Annotated in this window: 18 protein-coding genes; 5 read left to right on the top strand and 13 right to left on the bottom strand. The window is 71.1% G+C overall.

Annotation, left to right across the window (positions count from 1 at the left end; genetic code table 11):
- Positions 1 to 65 precede the first annotated feature (65 nt).
- Both ACFVYE_RS28535 and guaA read right to left on the bottom strand, forming a co-directional pair.
- Complete coding sequence (locus ACFVYE_RS28535; RefSeq protein ID WP_389607636.1) at positions 66 to 836, bottom strand: class II aldolase/adducin family protein; 771 nt, start codon at positions 834 to 836, stop codon at positions 66 to 68.
- A gap of 181 nt (positions 837 to 1,017) precedes the next feature.
- Positions 1,018 to 2,613 carry a glutamine-hydrolyzing GMP synthase gene (gene guaA / locus ACFVYE_RS28530; RefSeq protein ID WP_383974157.1) on the bottom strand — a complete coding sequence of 532 codons (1,596 nt, stop codon included), beginning with the start codon at positions 2,611 to 2,613 and terminating at the stop codon, positions 1,018 to 1,020.
- Positions 2,614 to 2,975: 362 nt separating this feature from the next.
- Between guaA and ACFVYE_RS28525 the strand changes: the two genes are divergently transcribed.
- Entirely contained in the window at positions 2,976 to 3,293 is a 318-nt protein-coding gene (locus tag ACFVYE_RS28525) for a chorismate mutase (protein ID WP_383974160.1), read from the top strand.
- A gap of 425 nt (positions 3,294 to 3,718) precedes the next feature.
- Here the strand turns inward: ACFVYE_RS28525 and ACFVYE_RS28520 are convergent, their stop codons facing one another.
- On the bottom strand, positions 3,719 to 5,425 hold the full coding sequence (locus tag ACFVYE_RS28520) for a peptidase (protein WP_389607635.1): 1,707 nt from the start codon (positions 5,423 to 5,425) through the stop codon (positions 3,719 to 3,721).
- 281 nt (positions 5,426 to 5,706) lie between these two features.
- Between ACFVYE_RS28520 and ACFVYE_RS28515 the strand changes: the two genes are divergently transcribed.
- Positions 5,707 to 5,958, top strand: a complete 252-nt coding sequence (locus ACFVYE_RS28515) for a hypothetical protein (protein WP_383973943.1) — start codon at positions 5,707 to 5,709, stop codon at positions 5,956 to 5,958.
- 82 nt (positions 5,959 to 6,040) lie between these two features.
- Here the strand turns inward: ACFVYE_RS28515 and ACFVYE_RS28510 are convergent, their stop codons facing one another.
- The 5 genes from ACFVYE_RS28510 to ACFVYE_RS28490 all read right to left on the bottom strand — a co-directional run bounded on the left by ACFVYE_RS28510 (position 6,041) and on the right by ACFVYE_RS28490 (position 16,434).
- Positions 6,041 to 7,870: a GMC oxidoreductase gene (locus ACFVYE_RS28510; protein WP_389607634.1), complete on the bottom strand. Its 1,830-nt coding sequence runs from the start codon at positions 7,868 to 7,870 to the stop codon at positions 6,041 to 6,043.
- Positions 7,871 to 7,919: 49 nt separating this feature from the next.
- Complete coding sequence (locus tag ACFVYE_RS28505) at positions 7,920 to 9,548, bottom strand: succinic semialdehyde dehydrogenase (RefSeq protein WP_383973947.1); 1,629 nt, start codon at positions 9,546 to 9,548, stop codon at positions 7,920 to 7,922.
- 140 nt (positions 9,549 to 9,688) lie between these two features.
- The gene (locus ACFVYE_RS28500; RefSeq protein ID WP_389607633.1) at positions 9,689 to 11,365 is read right to left on the bottom strand and encodes a serine/threonine-protein kinase; all 1,677 of its coding nucleotides are present in this window, start codon (positions 11,363 to 11,365) and stop codon (positions 9,689 to 9,691) included.
- A gap of 130 nt (positions 11,366 to 11,495) precedes the next feature.
- Complete coding sequence (locus ACFVYE_RS28495) at positions 11,496 to 14,252, bottom strand: protein kinase (RefSeq protein ID WP_389607632.1); 2,757 nt, start codon at positions 14,250 to 14,252, stop codon at positions 11,496 to 11,498.
- A 181-nt stretch (positions 14,253 to 14,433) separates the two neighbouring features.
- Positions 14,434 to 16,434 carry a protein kinase gene (locus tag ACFVYE_RS28490; protein WP_389607631.1) on the bottom strand — a complete coding sequence of 667 codons (2,001 nt, stop codon included), beginning with the start codon at positions 16,432 to 16,434 and terminating at the stop codon, positions 14,434 to 14,436.
- Between the two features lie 120 nt (positions 16,435 to 16,554).
- Between ACFVYE_RS28490 and ACFVYE_RS28485 the strand changes: the two genes are divergently transcribed.
- Complete coding sequence (locus ACFVYE_RS28485; RefSeq protein ID WP_389607630.1) at positions 16,555 to 17,634, top strand: serine hydrolase domain-containing protein; 1,080 nt, start codon at positions 16,555 to 16,557, stop codon at positions 17,632 to 17,634.
- A gap of 6 nt (positions 17,635 to 17,640) precedes the next feature.
- On the opposite strand, the gene ACFVYE_RS28480 is transcribed toward ACFVYE_RS28485, so the two are convergent.
- Positions 17,641 to 19,347, bottom strand: a complete 1,707-nt coding sequence (locus ACFVYE_RS28480) for a glycerol-3-phosphate dehydrogenase/oxidase (RefSeq protein ID WP_383973956.1) — start codon at positions 19,345 to 19,347, stop codon at positions 17,641 to 17,643.
- Positions 19,348 to 19,646: 299 nt separating this feature from the next.
- On the opposite strand from ACFVYE_RS28480, the gene ACFVYE_RS28475 reads away from it, so the two are divergent.
- On the top strand, positions 19,647 to 20,909 hold the full coding sequence (locus ACFVYE_RS28475) for a nucleotide sugar dehydrogenase (protein ID WP_383973959.1): 1,263 nt from the start codon (positions 19,647 to 19,649) through the stop codon (positions 20,907 to 20,909).
- 128 nt (positions 20,910 to 21,037) lie between these two features.
- On the top strand, positions 21,038 to 21,637 hold the full coding sequence (locus ACFVYE_RS28470; RefSeq protein ID WP_383973962.1) for a hypothetical protein: 600 nt from the start codon (positions 21,038 to 21,040) through the stop codon (positions 21,635 to 21,637).
- Positions 21,638 to 21,710: 73 nt separating this feature from the next.
- Here the strand turns inward: ACFVYE_RS28470 and ACFVYE_RS28465 are convergent, their stop codons facing one another.
- From ACFVYE_RS28465 to ACFVYE_RS28450, 4 genes are all read right to left on the bottom strand, one after another.
- The gene (locus ACFVYE_RS28465) at positions 21,711 to 22,835 is read right to left on the bottom strand and encodes a GuaB3 family IMP dehydrogenase-related protein (RefSeq protein ID WP_072486665.1); all 1,125 of its coding nucleotides are present in this window, start codon (positions 22,833 to 22,835) and stop codon (positions 21,711 to 21,713) included.
- Between the two features lie 105 nt (positions 22,836 to 22,940).
- Positions 22,941 to 24,443: an IMP dehydrogenase gene (gene guaB, locus ACFVYE_RS28460; RefSeq protein ID WP_383976117.1), complete on the bottom strand. Its 1,503-nt coding sequence runs from the start codon at positions 24,441 to 24,443 to the stop codon at positions 22,941 to 22,943.
- A gap of 128 nt (positions 24,444 to 24,571) precedes the next feature.
- The gene (locus ACFVYE_RS28455) at positions 24,572 to 25,147 is read right to left on the bottom strand and encodes a sigma-70 family RNA polymerase sigma factor (protein WP_093893485.1); all 576 of its coding nucleotides are present in this window, start codon (positions 25,145 to 25,147) and stop codon (positions 24,572 to 24,574) included.
- A gap of 297 nt (positions 25,148 to 25,444) precedes the next feature.
- Complete coding sequence (locus ACFVYE_RS28450) at positions 25,445 to 26,056, bottom strand: response regulator transcription factor (RefSeq protein ID WP_003948568.1); 612 nt, start codon at positions 26,054 to 26,056, stop codon at positions 25,445 to 25,447.
- Positions 26,057 to 26,062 lie beyond the last annotated feature (6 nt).

The raw sequence follows: 26,062 nt of genomic DNA, 5'->3' as shown, positions 1-26,062 counted from the left end.
TGCTGCGAATTGTGCCGTACGGAACGGCTCGGACCCGCATCGGGGCGGCCCGTCGGCGCGTATCGTCAGAATGTGCGACTGATCCGGCGCCACAGTGGCTGGTAGTTGATCCAGGCCACCAGGTCGCTGCCCAGCTGCTCACGGGTGGTGACCGCGTCCCGGTGCTCGATCAGCACCGGCTTTCCGGCCGCCCGTGCGGCCAGCTGCACCTGACAGGAGCGCTCGAGCGCGATGAACCACCAGGCGGCCGAGTCCACCGAATCGCCGACGGTCAGCAGCCCGTGGTTGCGCAGCACGATCGCCTTGTGGCCGCCGAGCGCGGCGGCGATCCGGCGCCCTTCCTCCTCGTCCACGACGACCCCGGTGTAGGCGTCGTACAGGACGTGGTCCTCGTAGAAGGCACAGGATTCCTGGGTGATCGGTTCGATGAGCTCGCCGAGCGCGGACAGGGCCCGTCCGTGCACGGAGTGGGTGTGCGCGACGGCGACGACGTCCGGGCGGGCCCGGTGCACCTGCGCATGGACGGCGAACGCCGCCTGATTGACGTGGTGCCGCCCCTCGACGACCTGCCCTTCCCCGTTGACCAGGATCAGCTCGTCCGGCGCGAGCCCGTCGAAGGGGGCCCCGAAGGGGTTGACCCAGAAGCAGTTGGTGAACTCCGGGTCCCGCGCGGTGATGTGACCGGAGACGCCGTCCTCGTACCCGTACTCCCCGAACAGCCTGAGCGCCCCGGCCAGCCGTTCCTTGCGGTACGCGCGCTCGTCCTCCACCGACTCGTGGACGGGCGGCAGCGCGAAGTGGAGCTGGTCCACAGGTATGGGTGTGGGCTCGGGCATGGCGACTCCTCGGGGCTCCCAGGGCGTACGGGATCGGAAGTTACCGCCGGTTGCCGCAGGTGGCCAGAGGCATCGGGACTCGATTCGGGCACGGGTCCGGGTACGCGACGATGCCGCCGCCCAGGTGAATGAGCGACGGCATCGGCGTCGACCGGGTGTCAGGCAGGGCCCGTCGGGAAGGTCACTCCCACTCGATGGTGCCCGGCGGCTTGCTCGTCACGTCGAGCACGACGCGGTTGACGTCGGCGACCTCGTTGGTGATGCGGGTCGAGATCTTGGCGAGCGTCTCGTACGGCAGACGCGACCAGTCGGCCGTCATGGCGTCCTCGGAGGAGACCGGGCGCAGGACGATCGGGTGACCGTAGGTGCGGCCGTCGCCCTGGACGCCCACCGAGCGGACATCGGCGAGCAGGACCACCGGGCACTGCCAGATGTCGCGGTCCAGGCCGGCCGCCGTCAGCTCCTCGCGGGCGATGGCATCGGCCTCGCGGAGCAGGTCGAGCCGCTCCTTGGTGACCTCGCCGACGATGCGGATGCCGAGCCCCGGACCGGGGAACGGCTGGCGCTGGACGATCTCCTCCGGCAGGCCGAGCTCCTGGCCGACCATCCGGACCTCGTCCTTGAACAGCTGGCGCAGCGGTTCGACGAGCTGGAACTCGATGTCGTCGGGGAGGCCGCCGACATTGTGGTGGGACTTGATGTTGGCGGTGCCGGTGCCGCCGCCGGACTCGACGACGTCCGGGTAGAGCGTGCCCTGGACGAGGAACGCGACGTCCTCGCCGGCCGCGCCCGCCTCGGCGACGAGCTCGGCCTGGGCCTGCTCGAAGACGCGGATGAACTCGCGGCCGATGATCTTCCGCTTCTGCTCGGGGTCGGAGACCCCGGCCAGCGCGTTCAGGAAGCGCTCCTCGGCGTCGACGACCTTCAGCTGGACGCCGGTGGCGGCCACGAAGTCCTTCTCGACCTGTTCGGTCTCGTCCTTGCGCATCAGGCCGTGGTCGACGTACACGCAGGTCAGCTGCGAGCCGATGGCCTTCTGCACGAGGGCTGCGGCGACGGCGGAGTCCACGCCGCCGGACAGGCCGCAGATGGCGCGCTTGGTGCCGACCTGCTCGCGGATCAGCGCGATCTGCTCCTCGACCACATTGGTCGTGGTCCAGGTCGGCTCGATGCCGGCGCCGCGGTAGAGGAAGTGCTCCAGGACCTGCTGGCCGTGCGTGGAGTGCAGGACCTCGGGGTGGTACTGGACGCCGTAGAGCTTCTTCTCGTCGTTCTCGAAGGCGGCCACCGGTACGACGTCCGTGGACGCGGTGACGGTGAAGCCCTCGGGGGCGGCGGAGCAGGCGTCGCCGTGCGACATCCAGACCGACTGCTCGGCGGGGGTGCCCTCGAAGAGCGTGGAGCCGGTCTTGGAGACGGTGAGCGGAGTCCGGCCGTACTCACGGGCACCGTTGTCGTCGACGGTGCCGCCGAGCGTGGTGGCCATCAGCTGGAAGCCGTAGCACATGCCGAAGACCGGAACCCCGGCCTCGAAGATTGCACGGTCGAGGGAGGGTGCGCCCTCCGCGTACACCGAGGAGGGGCCGCCGGACAGGATGATCGCCCGGGGGTTCTTGGCCAGCATCTCGGCCACCGGCATCGTGGACGGGACGATCTCGCTGTAGACCCGGGCCTCACGGACGCGTCGGGCGATGAGCTGGGCGTACTGCGCCCCGAAGTCGACAACGAGGACCACGTCGGTGGCGATGTCGGGGGCGGCGGGGGGTGCTGCTGGCACGGGGCGGCCTTCCGGCGGTGAAAGGGGGTCGGTTTTGTCGATTCTACCGGGGTTGCGGAGGCGGCCGTCGTCACGCCCGGACGGGGCTGCGGGAAGCGCAGGCCTCGGGCCGGGGCCGGGCGGCGTCTCAGCATCCGGGCCCCGTGTTGGCCTGCCCGCGCAGGCAGGGCCATACTGAGATCCATGCGACAGCACACGACCTTCGTCTTTACCTATGGCATCCGGCCCGCCGGCTGCCATGGTCGTGCTGCTTGATCCACTGACAAGCAACGTTCCAGGCGCCCCGGGCCGAAAGGCCCGGGGCGTTCTGGCGTTCCGGACCGGTCGGATTCGGGGGCCGCACCCCACGAGGAGTCACCACCATGACCAGCACCGCCCCTGTGAAGACCGGCACTGCGAAGACCACCGCCGAGAAGACCGGCGCGCACACCGATGAGGCCGCCGCGCTGATCGACAACGCGAGGTCCCGCATCGACGCCCTCGACGACCGGATCATCGGACTCGTCCAGGAGCGGATGGCCATCTCCGCGGTCATCCAGGAGGCCCGGATCACCTCCGGCGGCCGCCGGATCAACCTCTCGCGCGAGATGGAGATCCTCGGCCAGTACCGGGACGCGCTCGGCAAGCCCGGCACCTCCCTCGCCATGACGCTGCTCGAACTCTGCCGCGGCCGGGCCTGACATCCCACGGGCAGGGGGTGTCCGGGCGTATCCCAGTTCGGGCCGACTCTCACCCGTACGGCGCGTGACCGGGGCCGCCGCGGCTTCGTTGGTCCCGGTGTCCGTGCCAGCCAGGGGCGGCTTTGGAAAGAAACCACGCGTGGCTCCGCTGGAGCGTGTGGCGTACTGCAGGTACGCCGTGGGACCGCGCCCCAGCGTGCGTGACCGGTCGGCAGGGGACAGCAGCCCGGTCACCCCAAGAACGGTCGGCTCCGGGGACGCCCGGAGCCGACCGTATCCGGTCGAAACGGTCTGCGCGGGGCGCAGCCGTCCAGCTCGGTGCCGACGCCGCGTCCCGGTGCTGATCGCGCAGGGCCCCGTGGACCGCATCCCGGTCCACGGGGCCCTTGCTCATGCCACCGCTGTTACCCGGCCCCCGGCCGGACTCAGCCCCGCTGGGGGCGGCGGCGGGCCGTCGCGTACAGCACACCGCCCGCTGCGAGCGCGACCGCCGCACCTGCGGCCACCGGCAGCGCGACGGTGCCGGTCGATGCCAGGGCGCCGCCGGTGGAACCGCCCGTTGCGGCTCCCGAGGTGGTCGAGCCATTGGACGTGACGCCGGAGCCGCCGGTCGAGCCGCCGGCGGTGGCCGGGCCGGCCGAGCCGGAGCCGGAGGCCCCGCCCGAGGCGGTGGATCCGGAGCCGCCGTCGCCGTTGTCACTGTTCAGGACCAGCAGCGCGGTGTTGTTGCCCGGCTTCGGGTCGAACGGCAGCTTCGGGGAATCGGCGAGGCGCGGGGTGCGTACCGTGACCGCGCCGGAGGCTCCCGTCACCACCTTGCCGATCTTCAGATGGAAGCGCAGGGCGAAGTCGGCGCCGTCCCGTACGGCCGCGGACGTGTCGCAGACATAGCGGGGTGCTCCGCTCCGGTTCTCCCGGTACTGCCCATCGGTCGTCACACCCCGGCAGGCGGCGGGACTGCCGGTGACCGAGGCCCCCTCGGGGACGGTGAAGTCGACCGTGGCGACGGGTTCGCCGGATCTCGGGTACCCGACCCAGGCCGGGCCCTTGTTGCGGAAGCCGATGGTGGCCGCGACGGTCTCGCCCGCGGCGCCCCGCGCCCGGGCGCCGTAGGCCACGAAGTCCGCGGAGTTCGCGGTGACGAAGTCGGCCTCCTGCTGGTTGTCCCGGGGATCGAGGTCCACGCCTCGGACGGTGGCGGCCTCCTTCAGGGTGAGCGCGGCGCCCTTGCCCGCGGTGACGCTCGCCGCCGAACGCTGCGCGCCCCGCCCCGGCTCGTCCTCGTCGATGCGGTAGACGAACGTGTCGTGGAAGGCGTGCTCGGTGGCCTTGAGGGAGAGCGGTACGGCGAGCCGGTAGGTCGCCCCCGCTTCGTACGTACCGGGGACGGAGCAACGGGCGGTGGTTCCGGCGGGGAAGCCCCGGCCCGCTTCGCCCTCGCTGTACTCGCAGTTCGCGTAGCGCTCGATGAAGTCCAGGCCGCGCGTGTACATCAGGGTGAGCAGGACGCCGTCGGCCGCCCGTGTTCCGTTGTTGGTGAAGGTGACGGGGACCGGCTGGGTCTCGCCGGGCTTCAGATTCTGCTTCAGCGGGAGCCGCTCCATCACCAGGTCGGGGCCACCGATGACCACCTCGGTGGAGAAGGCGGTGAACGTCGCCCCGTCCGCTTTGCCGGTGGCCCGGATGGTGCCCGAGTCGCCGATGCGGCTGCCCTCGGCGGCAAGGAGGCCGAGTTCGGCGAGCGCGCTCCGGCCGGGCCCGAGGCCGTGGCCGTGGCAGACGGCGGTGGGGCCGGTGATCTCGCAGTCCGCGCCGCCGGTCTCGCCGAAGGCCGCATCGGCGATGCCCGCGATCCCGGTCAGATCGAAGGTCACGGTGAAGTCCCCGTCGAAGGTGCCGGGCTCCGAGTTCCGCGACGGGTTGTCGACCGTGATCCCGACCGTCGACTCCTGCGGTGAACCGCTCGCCGGGTAGGGGTGCAGGGCGGTCGCGGCGGGGCCGCCGATCACCAGCTCCGGGCCGGCGGCCTGCGCGGGGGTGCCGAGGGCGAGCAAGCCGGCGGCCAGCAGACCGACGGCGGCGAAACCGCCGGCGGCGCGGCGCAGCGCGGCTCGCGGGGAAATGGTTCTCATCGCGGACTCTCTGAGGTCGGTGGGGGCGGTGCGACCGCTGTGACAGCGATACGAGTTCGACCGCGTGGCCCGGTGAACAGTTGCGCGGCCTCAGGTCACGGATTGAGCACGGAGAGAAATGTGAGCGGCATCACATAAAGGTTCTGTGAGCATCCGGACAACCATCGCGGCGGGCCACGGGTCAACCATGCGGAACCACCGGCCCCGCCCGTGCCCCGGCACGGCAGGCCCGTCCCGACAGCTGTACTGCTCACAGCGGTACGCCGGACTTCTGAGGTCACATGAAGCTTCGCCGCGCCATGGCGATCGCCGCCGCCACGGCAGTGATCGTCCCTGCCGCGGTGCTGGCTGCCCCGGCCGCGTTCGCCGGGACGACGGACGGGTCCGCTGCCACCGGGACCACTGCCTCGCCCACGCCGGGTTCGCCCTCCGAGGTGCCGGTGTTCGCCACGGCGGGCGGCGCGGCCGTAGTGCTCGGCGCAGGCGCGATGTTCATCGTGCGGCGCCGCAGGAACGGTGACACCGGCGCGTAAGGCGTTTGGTCACCGTAAGCGCAAAGGGGCTGCACTCGGAGGGGGGTGCAGCCCCTTTTGCCGTCCCGATTCGCCTTGGCTGCTACGGCTTCTTCTTCGGCGGGACGGTCGGCAGCCCGAGGAACGGCAGTTTCAGTGCACCGAAGGCCTCCTTCGGCACCGCCGGTTCCTGCGGCTCGACCGCGGCCAGCCGCTCGTACGCCTCGCCCTGCGCCGGACGCGGGTCCGCCTCACCCTTGTTGGGCCAGAACGACATGGCCCGCTCCGCCTGCGCGGTGATGGTCAGCGACGGATTGACGCCGAGGTTCGCGGAGACCGCCGAGCCGTCGACGACCGAGATGCCGGGGTGTCCGTAGAGCCGGTGGTACGGATCGATCACCCCGTCCTCGGCGCTCGCACCGATGGGGCAGCCGCCGAGGAAGTGTGCCGTGAGCGGGGTCCCCATCAGCTCGCCGACGTTCGAGCCGGCAAAGCCGTTGATCTCGTCGGCGAGCAGTGAGGCGCTGCGCGTCGCCTCCTCGATCTGCGTCGGGTTGGGCGCTCCGTGCCCCTGCCGGGCAGTGAGCAGGCCCTTCCCTATGCCGCCCGGCTTGCGGTACGTCGTCAGGGAGTTGTCCAGCGACTGCATGACGAGCCCGATGATGGTCCGCTCCGACCAGCGGCGGTTGGAGAGCGACCGCACGGCGAGCGTCGGGTGCTTGGCCACGTTGCCGAGCCAGCCCAGCACCCGGCGACCGCCGTACGGCACCTGGAGGATCGACATCGCGCCCATCGCGTTGGAGCCCTTGCCGTAGCGGACCGGCTCGATGTGGGTGTTCTCGTCGGGGTGGATCGAGGAGGTGATCGCGACGCCCTGGGTGAAGTCGGCCTTCGCGGTGCCGTGCTTCTTGCGGTAGCGCCGGTCGCTGGTCTGCGAGCCGACGAGCGCCTCGGAGTTGGTACGGGTCAGCTCGCCGAGCCGGTCCGAGAGCCGGGGCAGCAGTCCCCGGTCCTTCATGGTGTGCAGCAGGGTCTGCGTTCCGTACGTGCCCGCCGCGACGACCACCTTGCGGGCGCGCAGCAGCTTGGACTCTGCCTTCTTGCGGCGGTCGGTCGGGACGGTGGTGACGTGGTAGCCGCCCTCCGGGTCGTCCGTGATCGCGATGACAGAGGTCATCGGGTGGATGACGGCTCCGGCCTTCTCGGCGAGGTGGAGGTAGTTCTCGTTGAGGGTGTTCTTCGCGCCGTGGCGGCAGCCCGTCATGCATTCGCCGCACTCGGTGCAGGCCTTGCGGGCGGGGCCCGCACCCCCGAAGTACGGGTCGGCGACCGTCTCACCGGGCTTCGCCCTCGCCGTACCGTCGGCGTCCTTGCCGTCGCCGAAGAAGACGCCGACCGGGGCGAGATGGAAGGTGTCGCCGACCCCCATGGCCTGCGCGGCCGCCTTCAGATGGACGTCGGAGGGAGTCATCGTCGGGTTGAGCCGGACCCCGAGCATCCGTTTGGCCTGGTCGTAGTACGGCTTCAGCTCGTCCTGCCAGTCGGTGATGGACGCCCACTGGCGGTCCTCGAAGAACGGCGCGGGGGGTACGTACAGCGTGTTGGCGTAGTTGAGCGAGCCACCGCCCACGCCCGCACCGGCGAGCACCATCACATTGCCGAGCAGATGCACGCGCTGGATGCCGTAGAGGCCGAGTGCGGGGGCCCACAGGTAGTTCTTGATGTCCCAGGAGTTCTTGGGGAGGGTGCCGGGGCCGAAGCGGCGGCCCGCCTCCAGGACGCCGACCCGGTATCCCTTCTCGGTCAGCCGCAGGGCCGACACCGCACCGCCGAAGCCCGAGCCGACGATCAGGACGTCGTAGTCGAACCCGGCGTCGTCATCGGTCTCACCGGCCGGTTCGGCCTGATTCTGGGCAGGGCTGTCCTGGGACATGGCTCTCCTCGGTACGAAAAGGGCAGAACGTGCTGCGGTGTCACGGGGTTCAGCGCAGGCGGAACGCCTTCATCGCCTTCAGGCTGCGGGTCATGAACGCCGCGTGCTTCTCGTCGTCCATGCCGAAGGACGGGGCGAGCGGGATCAGCCGCTGCTGGGCGACGGTCTGGGCCTCGGTGTACTTGAGGATGCCCTCGGAGCCGTGCCGCCGGCCGAGACCGGAGTCCTTCATGCCGCCCATCGGGGACTGCACGCTGCCGTACGCGGGGGCGTATCCCTCGTTGATGTTGACCGTGCCGGTCCGCAGCCGGGCGGCGACCTGGTGGCCGCGCTTCGAGTCCTTGGTCCAGACGCTCGAATTCAGGCCGTACGGGGTGGCGTTGGCGAGGGCGACGACCTCGTCCTCGTCGGTGAAACGGTAGATGGAGACGACCGGGCCGAAGGTCTCCTCGTTACAGACGGCCATCGGCGCCTCGACGCCGTCGAGGATGGTCGGCTCGTAGAACAGCGGGCCGATGTCGGGGCGGGCGACACCGCCCGCGACGAGCTTGGCACCCTTCTCGACGGCCTCCGCGACATGCCGGGTGACGGTCTCCAGCTGGCGCTCACCGACGAGCGAACCCATGTCGGCGCCGTAGGCGAGGGAGTTGCCGAGCCGCATGGTCTTCGTACGGGCGGCGAAGCGGGCCACGAAGTCGTCGGCGACCGACTCGTGGACGTACAGCCGCTCGATGGAGATGCAGAGCTGACCGGCCGAGGAGAAGCAGGCGCGGACGGCGCCCGCGGCGGCCTTCTCCACATCGGCGTCCCTGAGCACCAGCATGGCGTTCTTGCCGCCGAGCTCCAGCGAGACCCCGACGAGCCGGGCCGCCGCACCCTGCGCGACCTCGCGGCCGGTGCGGGTGGAACCGGTGAACGAGACGTAGTCGGCGTGCTTGACGACCTCGGGGCCGACGACCGGTCCGTCTCCGAGGACCACCTGGAACACCTCGGCGGGCAGCCCGGCCTCGATCAGCAGGTCCCGGGCCCACAGCGCGGTCAGCGCGGTCTCCGTGTCGGGCTTCATGACGACGGCGTTGCCGGAGACGAACGCGGGCAGTGCGTCGCCGACGGACAGCTCGAACGGGTAGTTCCATGGCGCGATCTGACCGATGACGCCGCGCGGCTGGCGCAGCTCGGTGACCTTGGTGAGGGTCGGTACGACCCCGGTGTGCCGCTTCGGCTTCAGATACGAGCCGGCCCTGCGCCCGTAGTGGCGGGCCGCGACGGCGACGGCCTGCACCTCCTCGTGGGCGTGCAGTCGGGCCTTGCCGGTCTCCAGCTGGATGAGGTCGAGCACCTCGGCCTGGCGGCTGAGCACGAGGTCGTGGAAGCGGAGCAGGACGGCCGCCCTGGCGCGGACGGGGGTCGCGGCCCAGGCCGGCTGGGCGGCACGGGCCCGCTCGAAGGCCCTCGTCACGTCCTCCGGGGTGGACTCGGGCAGATCCGCCAGCTTCTCCCCGGTGAAGGGGGTGTGGTTGGCCGTACGGCCGGAGCCGACCACACCACGGGTCAGCTGGGCGATCACCTCGGGTGTCACCACATCGGCGGCGGTGCGCGCGCCCGCGGGGGCGGGGGCCACGGGGTTGGTGCCGACCGGGGCTGCGGAGGTGGACGTGGAGGCCTGCGAGTCCGTCATGAGGGCGAGAGTACGTCCAGCCGCACGCTTTGGGTACCCGTGAGTAACGGGTTTTCACAGTCCCCACAAAGAAGCCAGTGATCACTGGCAACAAAGCCCCTGATCAGGACCCCTGTGGTCGCCGGCACGGTCCGGAAGCCTCAGTCGGAGCTGCCGGGCGCACGCCATCCGCGCAGCATCGTGTCGAACTGCTCCCGGGTCGATTCCCAGTCCGAAGCCGGACCCGTCATGTACATCGCGTACTCCGGGCCGCCCGTCTCCCCGTAGTACATCTGGTCGATCGCATGGCGCGGGCCCGGATGGTCCTTGGTCTCGGTCCAGGTGAACTCCCAGAGCGAGCCCGCCCGGTCGCGGTACGTATTGGAGTGCAGGGTCTTGCGCTGGTACCCGGGCAGCCGCTTGGCGAGCTGCTTCTCCAGGTTCAGCATGTGCATGTATGAGTTCTCGAAGTCGGGCGCCGGGTCGATGCTGATCCGGATGTAATGCACACCGTTGTCCGGGGTGTAGTCGATCTGATTGCCGTCCGCCCGGCGCTCCCAGCCGTCGGGCACGGTCAGGCTGAAGCCCTCGGGGTCGTCCACCCGCCGCCAGCCCTCGGGTACGCCGTTCCCCGAGGAAACGGGCTTCGGCGTGGGCGAAGTGCCGGGCCTCTTGGGGGTGTCGGTCGCGTGCGTGCCCGTGCTGCCCCGTTCCGCGGCGCTGTCCGCATGGTCCCCGTACTTCATCGCGGCGAGCCCCGCGCCGCCGCCGACCAGTGCGGCTGCGGCGATGACCAGCACCGTCGTACGCCACCGGCCCCGGCTGCGCCGGGTCACCGGGGACTGCACCGGGCCGGCGGCGGAACCGGCGGCCGGGTGGGGGAGTTGGGCCGTACCCGCCGCACCCGACGTCCCCGCCCCGGACGTGACCTCCGGGCCCAGCGAGCGCAGGACCTCGTCGGGTACGCGCTGGGTCGGTACATACGCCTGAGCAGCCCGGGGCTCGCGGCCCTCCATGGCGTCCAGCAGCATCCGCTCCGCCTCCGCCGCCGAAGGCCGGTCCTCGGGGTCCTTGCGGAGCAGCGCGGTGATCACGGGGGCCAGCGGGCCCGCCCGCCCGGGTGGCGGCGGTTCCTCGGTGACGACGGCCTGCATGGTCGAGATCGGGGACGTACGACGGAACGGCGAGCGCCCCTCGACCGCGGTGTAGAGCGTGGCACCGAGGGACCACAGGTCGGAGGCGGGCCCCGGATCGCCGCCGCGTACCCGCTCGGGCGCCAGATAGTCGATGGAGCCGACCAGTTCACCGGTCCTGGTGATGGTCGAGTCGCCCTCTATCGCGGCGATCCCGAAGTCGGTGAGCAGCACCCGCCCGTCGCTGGCCAGGAGTACGTTGCCGGGCTTCACGTCCCGGTGCAGAACCCCCGCATCGTGTGCGGCGCGCAGGGCGCCCAGCACATGGAGGCCGATCCTGGCGGCCTCGCGCGGCTCCAGCTCGCCGGACCCCTTGGCCGCGTCGGCGAGTGACGGGCCGTCGACGTACTGCATGACGATCCAGGGCCGGTTGTCGTACTCGATCACGTCATGGACCGTGACCACGCCCGGGTGCGTGATCCGGGCGGCCGCGCGGGCCTCTTTCTGCGTGCGGGCGTGCAGCACGACCCGGTCGGCCTCGGCGACGTACAGCCCGGCGGTCAGCTCCTTGACCGCGACCGTGCGGTGCAGCACCTCGTCGTGGGCGCGCCAGACCTTGCCCATGCCGCCGCGCCCGAGGACTTCGCCGAGCCGGTACCTCCCGGCCAGTACCAGTCCCGCATCCGTGCCCTGTGATCGATCCACGTATCCCCGCCCCGTTCCTTCGGAGGCCAGATTACGGAGGGGATGTGAGCCACGGAACCTCGCATCCCCCAAGAGACCGCACTGTGATGCTTGTCGCTCCGCCACCCTTCGGGTGGCGGAGCGGGATGCTTCAGGGCGTCACGCGGTAAGAGGCGATGGCTTGTTCGTAGATGTCCGAAACCTTGTCGCGCCGGTCCTCCGGGCCGATGACCTGGAGGATGTGGTAACGGCCGTCGACAATCATCGCGAGATTACGGGCGTACACCTCGCGTCCGGAGGCGTCCTGCCAGGTGAACTGACCCTCGGCCATGGCCTGTCGGCCGACATCGATCCGGCGCAGCCCGCTCGACCCCGACCAGCTGGAGTCGCGGAACGGCTGCAGCTCCAGCTCCTTGTCGGCCTGGTACGCCAGCGGGTCGCCGCCGTTGGCCTTGACGGTGTCGCGTCCGGGGACGATCAGCAGGCTGAAGCCGTCGCTGCCGTACCGGATCTGACGGTCCGCGTTGGCGGGGCTGCGCTGCCAGCCCTTGAGCACGCCGACCTCGAAACCCTCCGGATCCTTGCGCAGGGCATAGCCGGGGGCGAGCGCGACGGCGGAGCGGCTGGTCTGCGGCTGCTGCGCGCCGGACGGCTGCGAGGGCGACTGCCCGCCGGAGGCACCGGCGCCGGGCTCCGGCGAACCAGACGTCGACGACGCCGGGCCCGAGGAGCGGGTGCCGGAATCGCTGCCCGCCTTGGGCATGAACATCACGGCGTACGCGATGGCCGCGACCAGGGCCAGCAGGATCAGCACCAGAAGCAGCCGCCCGAGCCGTCGCGGCGCCCGCCCCTCGCCCGGCCGGGGGCGGGGCGGCGGGGTGCGCAGCGCCTTGGGGCCCTTGGGCTCGCGCGGCGCCCTGGGTGCTTTTTCCGCCCGGGGTCTTTCGTGGCGGTCGGACTTCTCCTTCGTGTGGCGGTGGCGGCCGTGGGCCGCGCTCTGCCCCAGGCGGCCGCGGCGCCTGCGGACCAGCTCGCCCCGGCGGCGTACGACGGGAAGCCGGGCGCTGTCGACGGACGGCAGTGGCACGACGTCCAGACCGGCCTCGGGCTCGGGCGCCGACCGTACGAGGGAGCGCAGCCAGCCTCGCAGCTCCTCGAAGTCCGGGCGCTCGGTGGGGTCCTGGCGCAGCAGCGACTCGACGACGGGGCGCAGCGGACCGCACTCCTCGGCGAAGGCGGGCGGCTCCCCGCACACCATCTGGACGAGCTCGGCCGCGTTCTCCTCGGGGTACGGGGCGTGGCCCTGGACGGCGCGGTAGAGCAGCGCGCCCAGCGCCCAGAGGTCGGTGGCGGGGCCGATCGGCGGCGCCAGCTGCCAGTTCTCGTGGACGGGTCCGGCCTGCTCGGGCGCCCAGCGCTCGGTGACCGCGCCGACGACGGCGATCCGGGCCTGCCGGGCGCGCTCGGCGGCGAGGGTGGTGGCGGGGCCGCGGTAGGCGGGGCCCGTACGGCCGCTCGCGACGATCTCGTCCCAGCGGCCCGGCTGTTGCTGCGGCTCGGGCCGGTGCGCGGGCAGCGCCGGGGAGTTGCCGTGGCGGCGGGCATCGGCGCGCAGGGCGTCCTCGCCCGAGCCTCCGGCGGGGACGGGGCGCCCGGATCCCGGGCCGTCGCTCCAGGTACCGGTGAGATGCAGCCGCCGGCCGGGCTGCGACTGGCCGTCGCCTCCGTAGCCGTCGTCGTCCTCGTCGTCGTACGGATCGTCTTCGTACGGGTCCTCGGCGGGTTGGTTCCAGGGGGCGGCCGGCTGCGGGTGGCCGTGATCCGGGCCGGGCGGCCCCGCGCCTTCCGGCCGCGCGGGGCGCTGGACCGGGAGGCTGCCGGTGTCCTCCGCCTCGCCCGCCCCGGCCCGGCGCCGGTCCTCGCCGACGCGGGCGGCGGCGCGGGCGCCCGCACGGTAGGCGGCGATGGCTCCGGCCCGCTCGGCCCGCAACTGCGCAGCGCCGGCCGTTGTGGGGGCGGGCGCCTGGAGGGCGGGATCCACCGGCCGCCGTACGGCCTCCAGCTCGCCCGGCACATCGTCATGGGGGTCATCGGCGTACCGGTCGCCGGGGTGCGGATCGTTGGCGTACGGATCGTCGTCGCCGTGCGGATCACCGGTCGCCGGGCCCGTCTCGATCGCCGCCGGGCCGCGCGAAGCCGGCACCTCGGCCGGAGCGACGGGCGGGGCCGGCGGTGCGTACGGCCCGGTCGGGCCCGTCTCGTACGCCGGGCGGCCGCCGTACCCGTCGCCGTACCCGCCGTCGTCCTCGTCGTCGGGCTGAGGCGTCGGCACGTACCCGCAGAGCGCCTCCTCCGCCGCTCCGGCCGCCAGACCGGTCAGCACGACGCGGCCGTCGTCGCAGACCAGCACCGTGCGGATGGTGATGTTGCGATGGGTCCAGCCATGTGCGTGCAGCACCCGCAGCGCCGTCAGCACGTCGGAGCCGATCTCGGCGGCCCGGAAGGGATTGAGCGGGCGCTCCGCCAGCAGGGCCGCGAGCGGGCGGGCCATGACGAGTTCGCTCACGATCCAGAGCGAGCCGTCCTCGGCGAACACGTCGAAGACCTGGTCGAGCCTGGGATGGTCGGGGACCTGGGCTGCCGCCTGTGCCGCCTCGATGGCGCGCCGGACCGCCGGGTCCGCGGACCGCCGCACGGCACGCCCGGTGACCCGCCGGGCCGCCGGGACCGGACCGTCGCCGTCGAGCACCTCGGCGTCCACCACTTCGGGCAACGGCACCTGCCGGAGCAGGACTTCCTGCCCGCTGTAGGTGTCGAACGCCCGGGTCTCGACCAGTTCGTACTCATCGGACGGGGGTAGCGGAAGGCGATAGCGGTCGGCAAGTACCCGACCCGCATAGTCATCCACGACGCCTCCCCAGAGCGCGCTGTCCCCCGGCCACGAAGACCGCATGAATCCATCAATTGCGGTCACTTACCGTGCAATTGACCCGCCGTTCCGGCTGCGTACGGTCTTCAGGCTCTCACGATACGTGGCAAGTGACGGCCGCGCGTCAGGGTCGGCACATCCCGGCCCTTTCGCCCATGGATCAGTCGGTGGGCTCGAACGTGCCGAACGCGGTCTTGCGCAGCGTCCGGCACTCCTTGCTGTCCCATTCGCTCGCCTTGCAGCTGATCATGATCGCGTAGCCGTGGGTGGCGTCGACCTTGAAGCCCCGGTTCAGCACCCGGACCCGCTGACCCTGCTGGGTGCGCTCGAACTGCCAGTCGGCGACGGTCGGGTAGCCGTTGTACTGGACCTTGTTCACGCCGAGGTGGTGGTAGCCGTTGCTGCTGGCCGCGACGGCGCCCTTCGCGGCGTTCCAGGCGGCGGCGGCGTCGCCGCCGGGCGAATCGGTGTAGTCGACCTGGACGCGCGGGAAGCCCCCGTCGACGTTGTAGATGCCACCGGAGTCGCGACCGGCTGTGTCGGTGAGCCGGAAGCCCTCGGGCATCGCCATCGCGAAGTGGAACTGCTTGTTCTTGATGGTTCGGTATCCCGCGGGCAGCGCGTCGGCGGCGTCCGGGGCGTCGCCCTTCGAACCGTCCGACCCCTTGTCCGAGTTGTCGTCCTTGCCCTTGCCCTGATCCTTGCCCTGGTTGCCGCCCTGGTCCTCGGCCTTGTCGCTGCCGCTGCCGCTTTCGGTGTCCGTGGAGCCGCCGGTCGTCGAGGCCCCGGCCGAGGTGGACTTGCCGTCCTTGCCGTTGCCGCCGCTCGCGTCGTCCTTGCCGCCTCCGTCGAGCGTGAGGGCGAGGACCGTACCGATCACGGCGAGCACGATCACGGCCGCGATGATCGCCAGGGTGCGACGTGGCACCACGTCCGTGATGGACGCACGGGACGGGGTGGTCGGCGACGTGGCGGGACGCGGCGACGGTACGGCGGCGGAGGCCGCGGCCGGCTTCGCCGGAGTCGAAGGCTGGGCAGGCTTCGAGGAACCGGTCGAGGGAGCGGTCGACGGAGGTGCCGAGGGAGGGGGCGGCGCAGTGGTCGAGGCTGCGACCGCACCCACCGCTGCGGCGGGTGTCGCCTTCGCGTTCCGTACGGAGCGCAGTGCGCCCCGCAGTCGGTCCCGGGCGCCCTCGCCCGACTCTCCGGACTTCGACGCCGCCTTGCCGCCCGGTTCGGCGGCCTGGCCGGGCAGCGCCATGATCTGGGTGGCGTCGGCGGGCGGGGGCACCACCGGGTCCGGCTTCTCGGGAGCGTGGATCACGTCGTTGAGCAGGGCGCGGGCACCGGCTTCGTCGAGCCGCTGATCGGGATCCCTGGCGAGCAGGCCGTAGATGACCTCCTCCAGCGGACCGGCGTTCTTCGGCGGGTCGAGCGGCTCGGTCATCACCGCGGTCAGGGTGGCGATGGCCGACCCCTTGTCGTACGGCGGAGAGCCCTCGACGCTGGCGTACAGCAGTCCGCCGAGCGACCACAGGTCGGCGGGCGGTCCCGGCTTGTGCCCGCGGGCGCGCTCCGGGGAGATGTACGACGGGGCGCCGACGAGCATGCCCGTCGAGGTGACCGACGGATCGCCCTCGACCTGCGCGATGCCGAAGTCGGTCAGCACGACCCGGCCGTCCTCGGCGATCAGCACGTTGGACGGCTTCACATCGCGGTGCAGGATGCCCTCGCGATGCGCCGATCGCAGCACGTCGAGGATGGCGAGGCCGACCTCGGCGGCGCGCTTCGGCGTCAGCACCCCGTCCTCGCGGATGGCCTCGGCGAGGGACTTGCCCTCGATGAGCTCCATCACGATCCACGGCCGGTCGTCCTCGTCGACCACGTCGTAGACCGTCACCGCGCCGTTGTTGCGGATCCTGGCGATCGCCTTCGCCTCACGCAGCGTGCGCGTGATGAGCCGGCGCTTCTCGTCCTCGTCGATGGCCGAAGGGAACCGCAGCTCCTTGACCGCGACCGTGCGGCCCAGCGTCTCGTCGACGGCACGCCAGACCGTGCCCATACCGCCCCGGCCGAGCACCTCCCCGAGCCGGTACCGCCCCGCAAGAAGACGTCCGTCCTTGTCCCGTTGGGGCTCCCGTGCCTGCTCCGCCTCCGACATGCGTCCCCTCTGCGATCAACCCGCCCTGGCAGAGCGTTCATTGTCCCTCACCCCGGGACCGGTCGTGGTGCCGGGTCCGCAGGCCCGTCATGATGTGGCCCGAGGAAGGGATTCTCTGCCATGCCGACACTCAGGGCGCTGTTCGCCGCCCCGTTGTTGCTGGCGCTGCTCGGCCTGGGAACAGCAACCCTGCCCAGCGAACCACACCTCACGCCCGCAGCGGCCTATCTTCCCCGGCTCGTCGCCCGGGGCGGTGCTCCCACTGCGGCACTGCTGGCCCATCGTGCCTCTTCCGCACCGTACGACACCTACCGCTCGACGGGCCCGGGTATCCGCAGGACGGACCGGTTCCGGGCCGGCAGCATCACCAAGACCTTCGTCGCGACGGTCGTGCTCCAACTCGCCCGGGAGGGAAGGCTGCAGCTTTCGGACACCGTCGACCGACTGCTGCCCGGCCTGATCCGGGGCAATGGCAACGACGGCCGCCGCATCACCCTGCGCGCCCTGCTCAGCCACACCAGTGGCCTCTACAACTACACCGCCGACACCTCCGCCCACCCCGTCTCCGCCACCGCCGCGGTCCGTGTCGCCCTGGCCCACCGTCCGACGAATGCCCCCGGCGGCTACGCCTACTCCAACACCAATTACGTCGTTCTCGGACTCGTCGTTCAGCGCGTCACCGGACACGACTACGCCACCGAGATCCGCCACCGCATCATCACCCCCCTCCGTCTCACCGGCACCTCCCTGCCAGGCGCCCGTACCTCCCTGCCCGCCCCGCACGGCCGCGGCTATGCCCGCGACCCGGCCGACGGCAGCCTGCGCGATGTCACCGCGCTCGACCCGCGTACGGCAGGTGCGGCCGGGGAGCTGATCTCCACGCTCACCGATCTGAACCGCTTCTACGCGGCGCTGCTGGGCGGACGCCTCCTCCCGCCCGCCCAGCTGGCGACCCTGCTGAACACCGGCGCCACGCACGGCGTCTACGGCCTGGGCATCTATCCGCAGAAACTCTCCTGCGGCACCACAGTCTGGGGCCACAACGGCCACATAGCGGGCAGTTACGTCCGCACCGCCGCCACGCGCGACGGCCGGCACACCCTGACGTACCGTATCGACACGGACACCCTGACCGCTGCGACGGCACTCGAACCGGCGCTCCTCGACGCGGAGTTCTGCGGCCACGCACCCCGCACCTGACGTGGTCTAGAGAGGCACGATGTCCGGCGCCCCGAGCCGCGCGGCGTCCGCCGTGAGATCGTCCGGCTGCCGCTGCGACTCCCGCTCCGCCTGGACCCGCTTCTCGTAGTGCTCGACCTCCCGGTCGATCTGCCCCTCGTCCCAGCCCAGCACCGGCGCCATCAGCTCCGCACAGATCCGGGCGCTGAGCGTGCCCCGGTCGAAGGTCTCGATGGAGATCCGGGTCCGGCGGGTCAGTACGTCGTCGAGGTGGCGGGCCCCCTCGTGCGAGGCGGCGTAGACGATCTCGGCCTTCAGATAGTCGTCCGCCGACGGCAGCGGCTCACCCAGCGCCGGATCGCCGACGATCAGATCGAGGAGTTCCTCCGTCATGGAGCCGTAGCGGTTGAGCAGATGCTCCACCCGGGCGACATGGAGCCCCGTACGGGCCGCGATTCTCGCCCGGGCGTTCCACAGCGCGCGGTATCCCTCCGCCCCCAGGAGCGGAACGTCCTCGGTGACGCACTCCGCCACGCGCTGGTCGAGGCCGTGCACCGCCTCGTCCACGGCATCCTTCGCCATCACCCGGTACGTCGTGTACTTGCCGCCTGCCACGACCACGAGGCCCGGCAGCGGGTGCGCCACCGTGTGCTCGCGCGAGAGCTTGCTGGTCGCCTCCGACTCGCCGGCCAGCAGCGGCCGCAGCCCCGCGTAGACACCCTGGACGTCGTCCCTGGTCAGGGGTGTGGCCAGGACCGAGTTGACGTGTTCGAGCAGATAGTCGATATCGGCGCTGGACGCCGCCGGGTGCGCCTTGTCCAGGTCCCAGTCCGTGTCCGTCGTCCCGACAATCCAGTGCCGTCCCCACGGGATGACGAAGAGGACGGACTTCTCGGTCCGCAGGATCAGGCCGGTCGAGGAGTGGATGCGGTCCTTCGGGACGACCAGGTGGATGCCCTTGGACGCCCGGACGTGGAACAGCCCGCGCTCCCCGATCAGCGCCTGGGTGTCATCCGTCCAGACCCCGGTCGCGTTGACCACCTGTTTGGCCCTGACCTCGTACTCCCCGCCCGTCTCGACGTCCTCCACGCGGGCGCCGACGACCCGCTCGCCCTCCCGGAGGAAGCCGATCACCCGTGCCCGGTTCGCCACATGGGCGCCGTATCCTGCGGCGGTGCGCACCAGCGTCGCCACATAACGGGCGTCGTCCATCTGCGCGTCGTAGTACTGCAACGCCCCGACCAGGGCATCCTTCCTCAGCGCCGGGGCGACCTGCAGGGCGCGGCGGCGGGAGAGATGCCGGTGGACGGGCAGGCCGCGGCCGTGCCCCGACGACACCGACATCGCGTCGTAGAGTGCCACGCCGGAACCGGCGTAGAGCCGCTCCCAGCCCTTGTGCTGCAGCGGATAGAGGAACGGCACGGGCTTCACCAGATGCGGGGCCAGCCGCCCCAGGAGCAGCCCGCGCTCCTTCAGCGCCTCCCGGACGAGCGCGAAGTCGAGCATCTCCAGATACCGCAGCCCGCCGTGGATCAGCTTGCTCGACCTGCTCGATGTGCCCGAGGCCCAGTCGCGCGCCTCGACGAGGCCGGTCGCGAGTCCCCTCGTCGCCGCGTCCAGCGCCGTACCGGCGCCAACCACGCCCGCCCCCACGACCAGCACGTCCAGTTCGCGCTCGGCCATCGCGGCAAGCGCCTCGGCGCGCTCCGCAGGTCCCAGTGTCGCTGTCCTCACTGCTGCCTCCCGGGTAGATCGGGGTGGTCCGACACGCGATGCGACCCGACCGAGCGGTCGGGCGACCCGTGTCCACCTCTCGATTCTGTCCGCCGTACACGACTTCGGCCACCGCCTGTGGACAACACCAGGTCGACTGGAGCCTCACAATGCGACATATAGGTCATATTTACGCCTAGTCTGACATTGCGCTGTCCCCAGCGGTTGCGCTTTCTGCTCTCATGGTCTTGGACCGACCGGCAAACGGAGGGTGGCGCCCTCCATCTGCCGGTCGGTCCAAGGGAAGGACGGCCATCCACATGCCCGCAGACCTCGCAGTCATCGGACTCGGCCACCTCGGCCTGCCCCTCGCCCAAGCCGCCGCCGCCGCCGGTGTCCAGACCGTCGGCTACGACACCGACCCACGCGCCTACGCGGAACTCTCCGCGGGCCGCACCCCCGTCGAGGGATCGCTCACCGCCTCGGACGTGCGCCGGATGCTCTCGGGGGGTTTCCGGCCCACGACCGACCCGGCCGAACTGGGCCGGGTCCGTACCGCGGTGATCTGCGCGCCCACCCCGCTCGGCGCCGACCGCACCCTCGACCTCACCGCCGTCGGCGACGCGGCCCGCGCGCTCGCCGCCCGGCTGCGCCCGCACACGACCGTCCTGCTGGAATCGGCCGTGCAGCCCGGCACCACGGAGAGCTATGTACTGCCCCTCCTCGAAGAGGGCTCCGGGCTGCGCGCCGGACGCGACTTCCACCTCGCCTACTCCCCCAGCCGCCTCGACCCCGGCAACAGGACCCACGTCTACGCCAACACCCCCAAGGTCATCGGCGGCCTCACCCCCGCATGCACCGAATCCGCCGCCGCCTTCTACGGCCGGCTCACCGACAAGGTCGTCCGGGCCCGCGGGCCGCGCGAGGCCGAGATGACGAAGGTCCTGGAGACCAACTTCCGGCACGTCAACATCGCCCTGGTCAACGAGATGGCGGTGCTCTGCCACGATCTCGGCGTCGACCTCTGGGACGTCATCAGATGTGCCGAGACCAAGCCCTTCGGCTTCCAGCCGTTCCGTCCGGGCCCCGGCGTCGGCGGCCACGGCGCCCCCGTGGACCCGGGCTATCTCCCGTACAACAGCCGCACCCCGGGCCACCCCCTGCGGATGGTCTCGCTCGCCCAGGAGATCAACGACCGTATGCCGCAGTACGTGATCCAGCGCTGCGCCACCCTCCTGAACGAGCACGGCAAGTCCGTGCGCGGCGCCCGGGTGCTGCTCCTCGGCGTCACCTACAAGCCGGACCTCGCCGACCAGGAAGCCTCCCCCGCCCGGGAGATCGCGACCCGACTGATGGACATGGGAGCCCAGATCGGCTACCACGACCCGCATGTCCTGGACTGGCGGGTGCGTGAACTCCCGGTCCCGCGCGCCGACTCGCTGTACGAGGCGGCATCGAGCGCCGACCTCACGGTGCTGCTCCAGCACCACCGTACGTACGATCTCCAGGGCCTCGCCGTGAAGGCCCAGCTCCTCCTGGACACCCGGGGCGCGACTCCCGCGGGGGCCGCACACCGGTTGTGAGAAAGGGTTTCTCCAAGGCTCGGTGAAGGGTTCCCCAAGGATTTCGGTGGGCGATGTCATAGGCGACTGCTAGCCTGCGGCGTCACTTCTCGCACAGTCGTGCGCATCCGTCCCAGGGGGATTCCACCATGAGCCAGCCCGTGCCACCGGCGCACCAGCCGAACGACGCCCAGCCCGTCGGCGGCAACCCGTACGCAGGCCAGCAGCCCGGCCAGCCCGCCGCCCCGACCGGCAACCCGTTCGCGGGCCAGCAGCCCGGCCCGTACGGCCAGCCCGGCCAGCCCGGCGCCGCCTTCGGTGGCGCACCGTTCGCCCCGCCGGCCCCGGCGCGCAACAACCTGGGCCTGGGCCTGCTCACAGCGGTGGTCACGGCGCTCGCCGCGGCCTTCCTGTACGGCGTCATCGCCGGTGCGATCGAGCGCGAGGTCGGCTACATCGCCGTCGGCGTCGGCTTCCTCGTCGGCTTCGCGGCAAGCAAGGTCGGCGGACAGAACCCGGTGCTGCCCGTCGTCAGCGCCCTGCTGTCGATCGGCGCGGTCTACCTCGGCCAGCTCGTGGGCATCGCGATCATCCTGTCCGATCTGGTGCACCAGTCCGCGTCCAGCCTCTTCGTCGACCACTTCGACGTACTGACGGAGGCATGGAGCGAGGGATCGGACTTCAAGACGTACCTCTTCCTGCTGCTCGGTGCCGCAGCCGCGTTCGGTGGCGCCAAGAAGGCCGCGTAACACTGCCCGGACACGGGAAGGAGGCCCGGACCGCAGATGCGGTCCGGGCCTCCTTCCGTGCTGCTGAGAGCGGTCAGCGGCGGTGCTGCGAGTCCGCCACCGTCACCTCGACGCGCTGGAACTCCTTGAGGTCGCTGTACCCCGTCGTCGCCATCGCGCGGCGCAGCGCACCGAAGATGTTCATCGAACCGTCGGGGGTGTGCGAAGGACCGGTGAGGACCTCCTCGGTCGTGCCGACGGAGCCCAGGTCCACCAGCTTGCCGCGCGGCACGTCCTCGTGGACGGCCTCCATGCCCCAGTGGCGGCCGCGGCCCGGCGCGTCCGTCGCGCGGGCCAGCGGGGAGCCCATCATCACGGCGTCCGCACCGCAGGCGATGGCCTTCGGCAGGTCGCCGGACCAGCCGACGCCGCCGTCCGCGATCACGTGCACGTACCGGCCGCCGGACTCGTCCATGTAGTCGCGGCGGGCCCCGGCCACATCGGCGACCGCGGTCGCCATCGGGACCTGGATACCGAAGACGTTGCGCGTGGTGTGCGCGGCGCCGCCGCCGAAGCCGACGAGGACACCGGCCGCACCGGTACGCATCAGGTGCAGGGCGGCGGTGTACGTGGCGCAGCCGCCGACGATCACCGGGACGTCCAGCTCGTAGATGAACTGCTTGAGGTTGAGCGGCTCGGCCGCACCCGAGACGTGCTCGGCGGAGACCGTCGTACCGCGGATGACGAAGATGTCCACACCCGCGTCGACGACGGCCTTGGAGAACTGCGCGGTGCGCTGCGGGGAGAGCGCGGCGGCGGTGACCACACCGGAGTCGCGCACCTCCTTGATGCGCTGCCCGATCAGCTCCTCCTGGATCGGAGCGGAGTAGATCTCCTGGAGGCGGCGGGTCGCCGACTCCACGGGCATCTCGGCGATCTCGTCGAGCAGCGGCTGCGGGTCGGCGTGCCGGGTCCACAGGCCCTCGAGGTTGAGGACACCGAGGCCGCCCAGCTCACCGATGCGGATCGCGGTCTGCGGGGAGACCACGGAGTCCATGGGGGCCGCCAGGAACGGCAGCTCGAAACGGTAGGCGTCGATCTGCCAGGCGATCGAGACCTCCTTCGGGTCGCGGGTACGACGGCTCGGAACGACGGCGATGTCGTCGAATGCGTACGCCCGGCGGCCGCGCTTGCCGCGCCCGATCTCGATCTCAGTCACGATGGTGTGGCCTTTCCCTCTACGTCTGCGTTGTCCAGTATCCCCGACACACGGCTGAGGGGCGGTCCCGGGAACCCCGGGCCGCCCCTCAGCTGCGCTGTTGCGTTACTTCCTGCTGTAGTTCGGCGCCTCGACCGTCATCTGGATGTCGTGCGGGTGGCTCTCCTTGAGACCCGCCGAGGTGATCCGGACGAACCGGCCGTTGGCCTGGAGCTCCGGGACGGTGCGTCCGCCGACGTAGAACATCGACTGGCGCAGCCCGCCGGTGAGCTGGTGGACGACCGCGGAGAGCGGGCCTCGGTAGGGGACCTGGCCCTCGATGCCCTCGGGGACCAGCTTCTCGTCGGAGGCGACGCCCTCCTGGAAGTAGCGGTCCTTGGAGAACGACTTGCGGTCGCCACGGGTCTGCATCGCGGCGAGGGAACCCATGCCACGGTACGACTTGAACTGCTTGCCGTTGATGAAGAGCAGCTCGCCCGGAGACTCTTCGCAGCCCGCGAGGAGCGAGCCGAGCATCACGGTGTCCGCACCGGCCACCAGGGCCTTGGCGATGTCGCCGGAGTACTGCAGGCCGCCGTCACCGATGACCGGGACACCGGCCGCCTTGGCGGCGAGCGAGGCCTCGTAGATCGCGGTGACCTGCGGGACGCCGATGCCGGCGACGACGCGGGTGGTGCAGATGGAGCCGGGGCCGACGCCGACCTTGATGCCGTCGACACCCGCGTCGATCAGCGCCTGGGCGCCGTCACGGGTGGCGATGTTGCCGCCGATGACATCGACGGAGGAGTTCGACTTGATCTTGGCGACCATGTCGCCGACCAGCCGGGAGTGACCGTGGGCGGTGTCGACGACGATGAAGTCGACCCCCGCCTCGATGAGCGCCTGGGCCCGCTCGTACGCGTCGCCCGCGACACCGACGGCGGCGCCGACCAGCAGCCGGCCTTCCTTGTCCTTGGCGGCGTTCGGGTACTTCTCGGCCTTGACGAAGTCCTTGACGGTGATGAGGCCCTTGAGAACGCCCCCGTCGTCGACGAGCGGAAGCTTCTCGATCTTGTGGCGGCGCAGCAGCTCCATGGCGTCCACGCCGGAGATGCCGACCTTGCCGGTGACCAGCGGCATCGGCGTCATGACCTCGCGCACCTGGCGCGTACGGTCCGACTCGAAGGCCATGTCCCGGTTGGTGACGATGCCGAGCAGCTTGCCCGCGCCGTCGGTGACCGGGACACCGCTGATGCGGAACTTGGCACACAGCTCGTCGGCGTCGCGCAGCGTCGCGTCCGGGTGCACCGTGATCGGGTCGGTGACCATGCCGGACTCGGAGCGCTTCACCAGGTCGACCTGGTTGGCCTGGTCGGCGATGGAGAGGTTGCGGTGCAGCACACCGGCGCCGCCCTGCCGGGCCATGGCGATCGCCATGCGGGCCTCGGTGACCTTGTCCATCGCGGCGGAGAGCAGCGGGATGTTCACCCGCACGTTCCTGGAGATGTACGAGGAGGTGTCGATCTGGTCGGGCGCCATGTCGGACGCGCCGGGCAGCAGCAGCACGTCGTCGTATGTCAGCCCGAGCGTCGCGAATTTCTCGGGCACTCCGTCGACGTTTGCAGTCATGACACCTTCCCCAAATGGCCTTGATCGGTGCGGATGTCCATGCTAACGGCCTCCGGGGGTGTCTCATTCCACGAGCAAGATCACCTAGAGGTTCTGTAGCTTCGTACGGAACCTGGACAGCGCCCGGCTCACTGCTCCGCGAGGGCCCGCAGCCTGCTGAGCGCCCGGTGCTGGGCGACCCGGACCGCACCCGGAGACATGCCCAGCATCTGTCCGGTCTCCTCGGCGGTCAGACCGACCGCGACCCGCAGAACGAGCAGCTCACGCTGGTTGTCCGGGAGGTTGGCAAGAAGCTTCTTGGCCCAGGCCGCATCGCTGCTGAGCAGCGCGCGCTCCTCCGGCCCGAGCGAATCGTCCGGCCGCTCGGGCATCTCGTCGGAGGGCACGGCCGTCGATCCCGGGTGCCGCATGGCGGCCCGCTGGAGATCGGCGACCTTGTGGCCCGCGATGGCGAAGACGAAGGCTTCGAAGGGTCTGCCGGTGTCCTTGTAGCGCGGCAGCGCCATCAGCACCGCGACACAGACCTCCTGCGCCAGGTCCTCCACGAAGTGGCGAGCATCACCGGGCAGCCGGTTCAGCCGGGACCTGCAGTAGCGCAGCGCGAGGGGGTGGACATGGGCCAGCAGATCATGGGTGGCCTGCGCGTCGCCCTCGACAGCACGGTGCACCAGTGCACCGATCACCGTCGTCTCGTCGTCGCGCATCGGACCATGGTGCCCCGGAGCCGCGTCATCCGCGCTGCCGCGTCCGTAGTTGTGCACCGAAGCGTTATGAGCGGGTGCGCCGGAAGTCATGTCCTGCGCCCTCCCCTTCCGCTCGACCGAATCGTTCCTGAGGAACTCCACATCTCAAGGATGCGGCATCGGCCGGGAAGCGTCACATGCCGTCGGCGCGGAGGGCACCACCGGCAGGGCGGAGCCCGCCCCGCGCACGTCGGTCACATCACCCCGTCCGCCGGTGTGCGGACGGGGAATCGATCGACTGCCGGCCATGGCCGGTCCTCAGCGGACCAGGCCCCAGCGGAAGCCGAGCGCCACGGCGTGCGCCCGGTCCGAGGCGCCGAGCTTCTTGAACAGACGCCTGGCGTGCGTCTTCACCGTGTCCTCGGAGAGGAACAGCTCACGGCCGATCTCGGCGTTCGAGCGGCCGTGGCTCATTCCTTCGAGCACCTGGATCTCACGCGCGGTGAGCGTCGGCGCCGCACCCATCTCGGCCGACCGCAGCCGGCGGGGGGCGAGCCGCCACGTCGGATCGGCCAGCGCCTGGGTGACAGTGGCCCGCAGCTCCGCGCGGGAGGCGTCCTTGTGCAGATAGCCGCGGGCACCGGCGGCGACCGCGAGCGCGACGCCGTCCAGGTCCTCGGCGACGGTCAGCATGATGATCCTGGCACCGGGGTCGGCGGAGAGCAGTCGCCGTACCGTCTCCACACCTCCCAGACCGGGCATGCGTACGTCCATCAGAATCAGATCCGAACGGTCGGCGCCCCAGCGGCGGAGGACTTCCTCGCCGTTGGCCGCCGTCGTCACACGCTCGACGCCGGGCACGGTCGCGACCGCGCGACGGAGCGCTTCTCGGGCAAGCGGGGAGTCGTCGCAGACGAGGACGGATGTCATGACCGT

It is taken from the genome of Streptomyces sp. NPDC058239, assembly GCF_042882185.1.
Classification (GTDB): domain Bacteria; phylum Actinomycetota; class Actinomycetes; order Streptomycetales; family Streptomycetaceae; genus Streptomyces.
The sequence above is the reverse complement of the archived record's forward strand: the minus strand, read 5'-3'. Positions and strand labels throughout refer to the sequence as shown.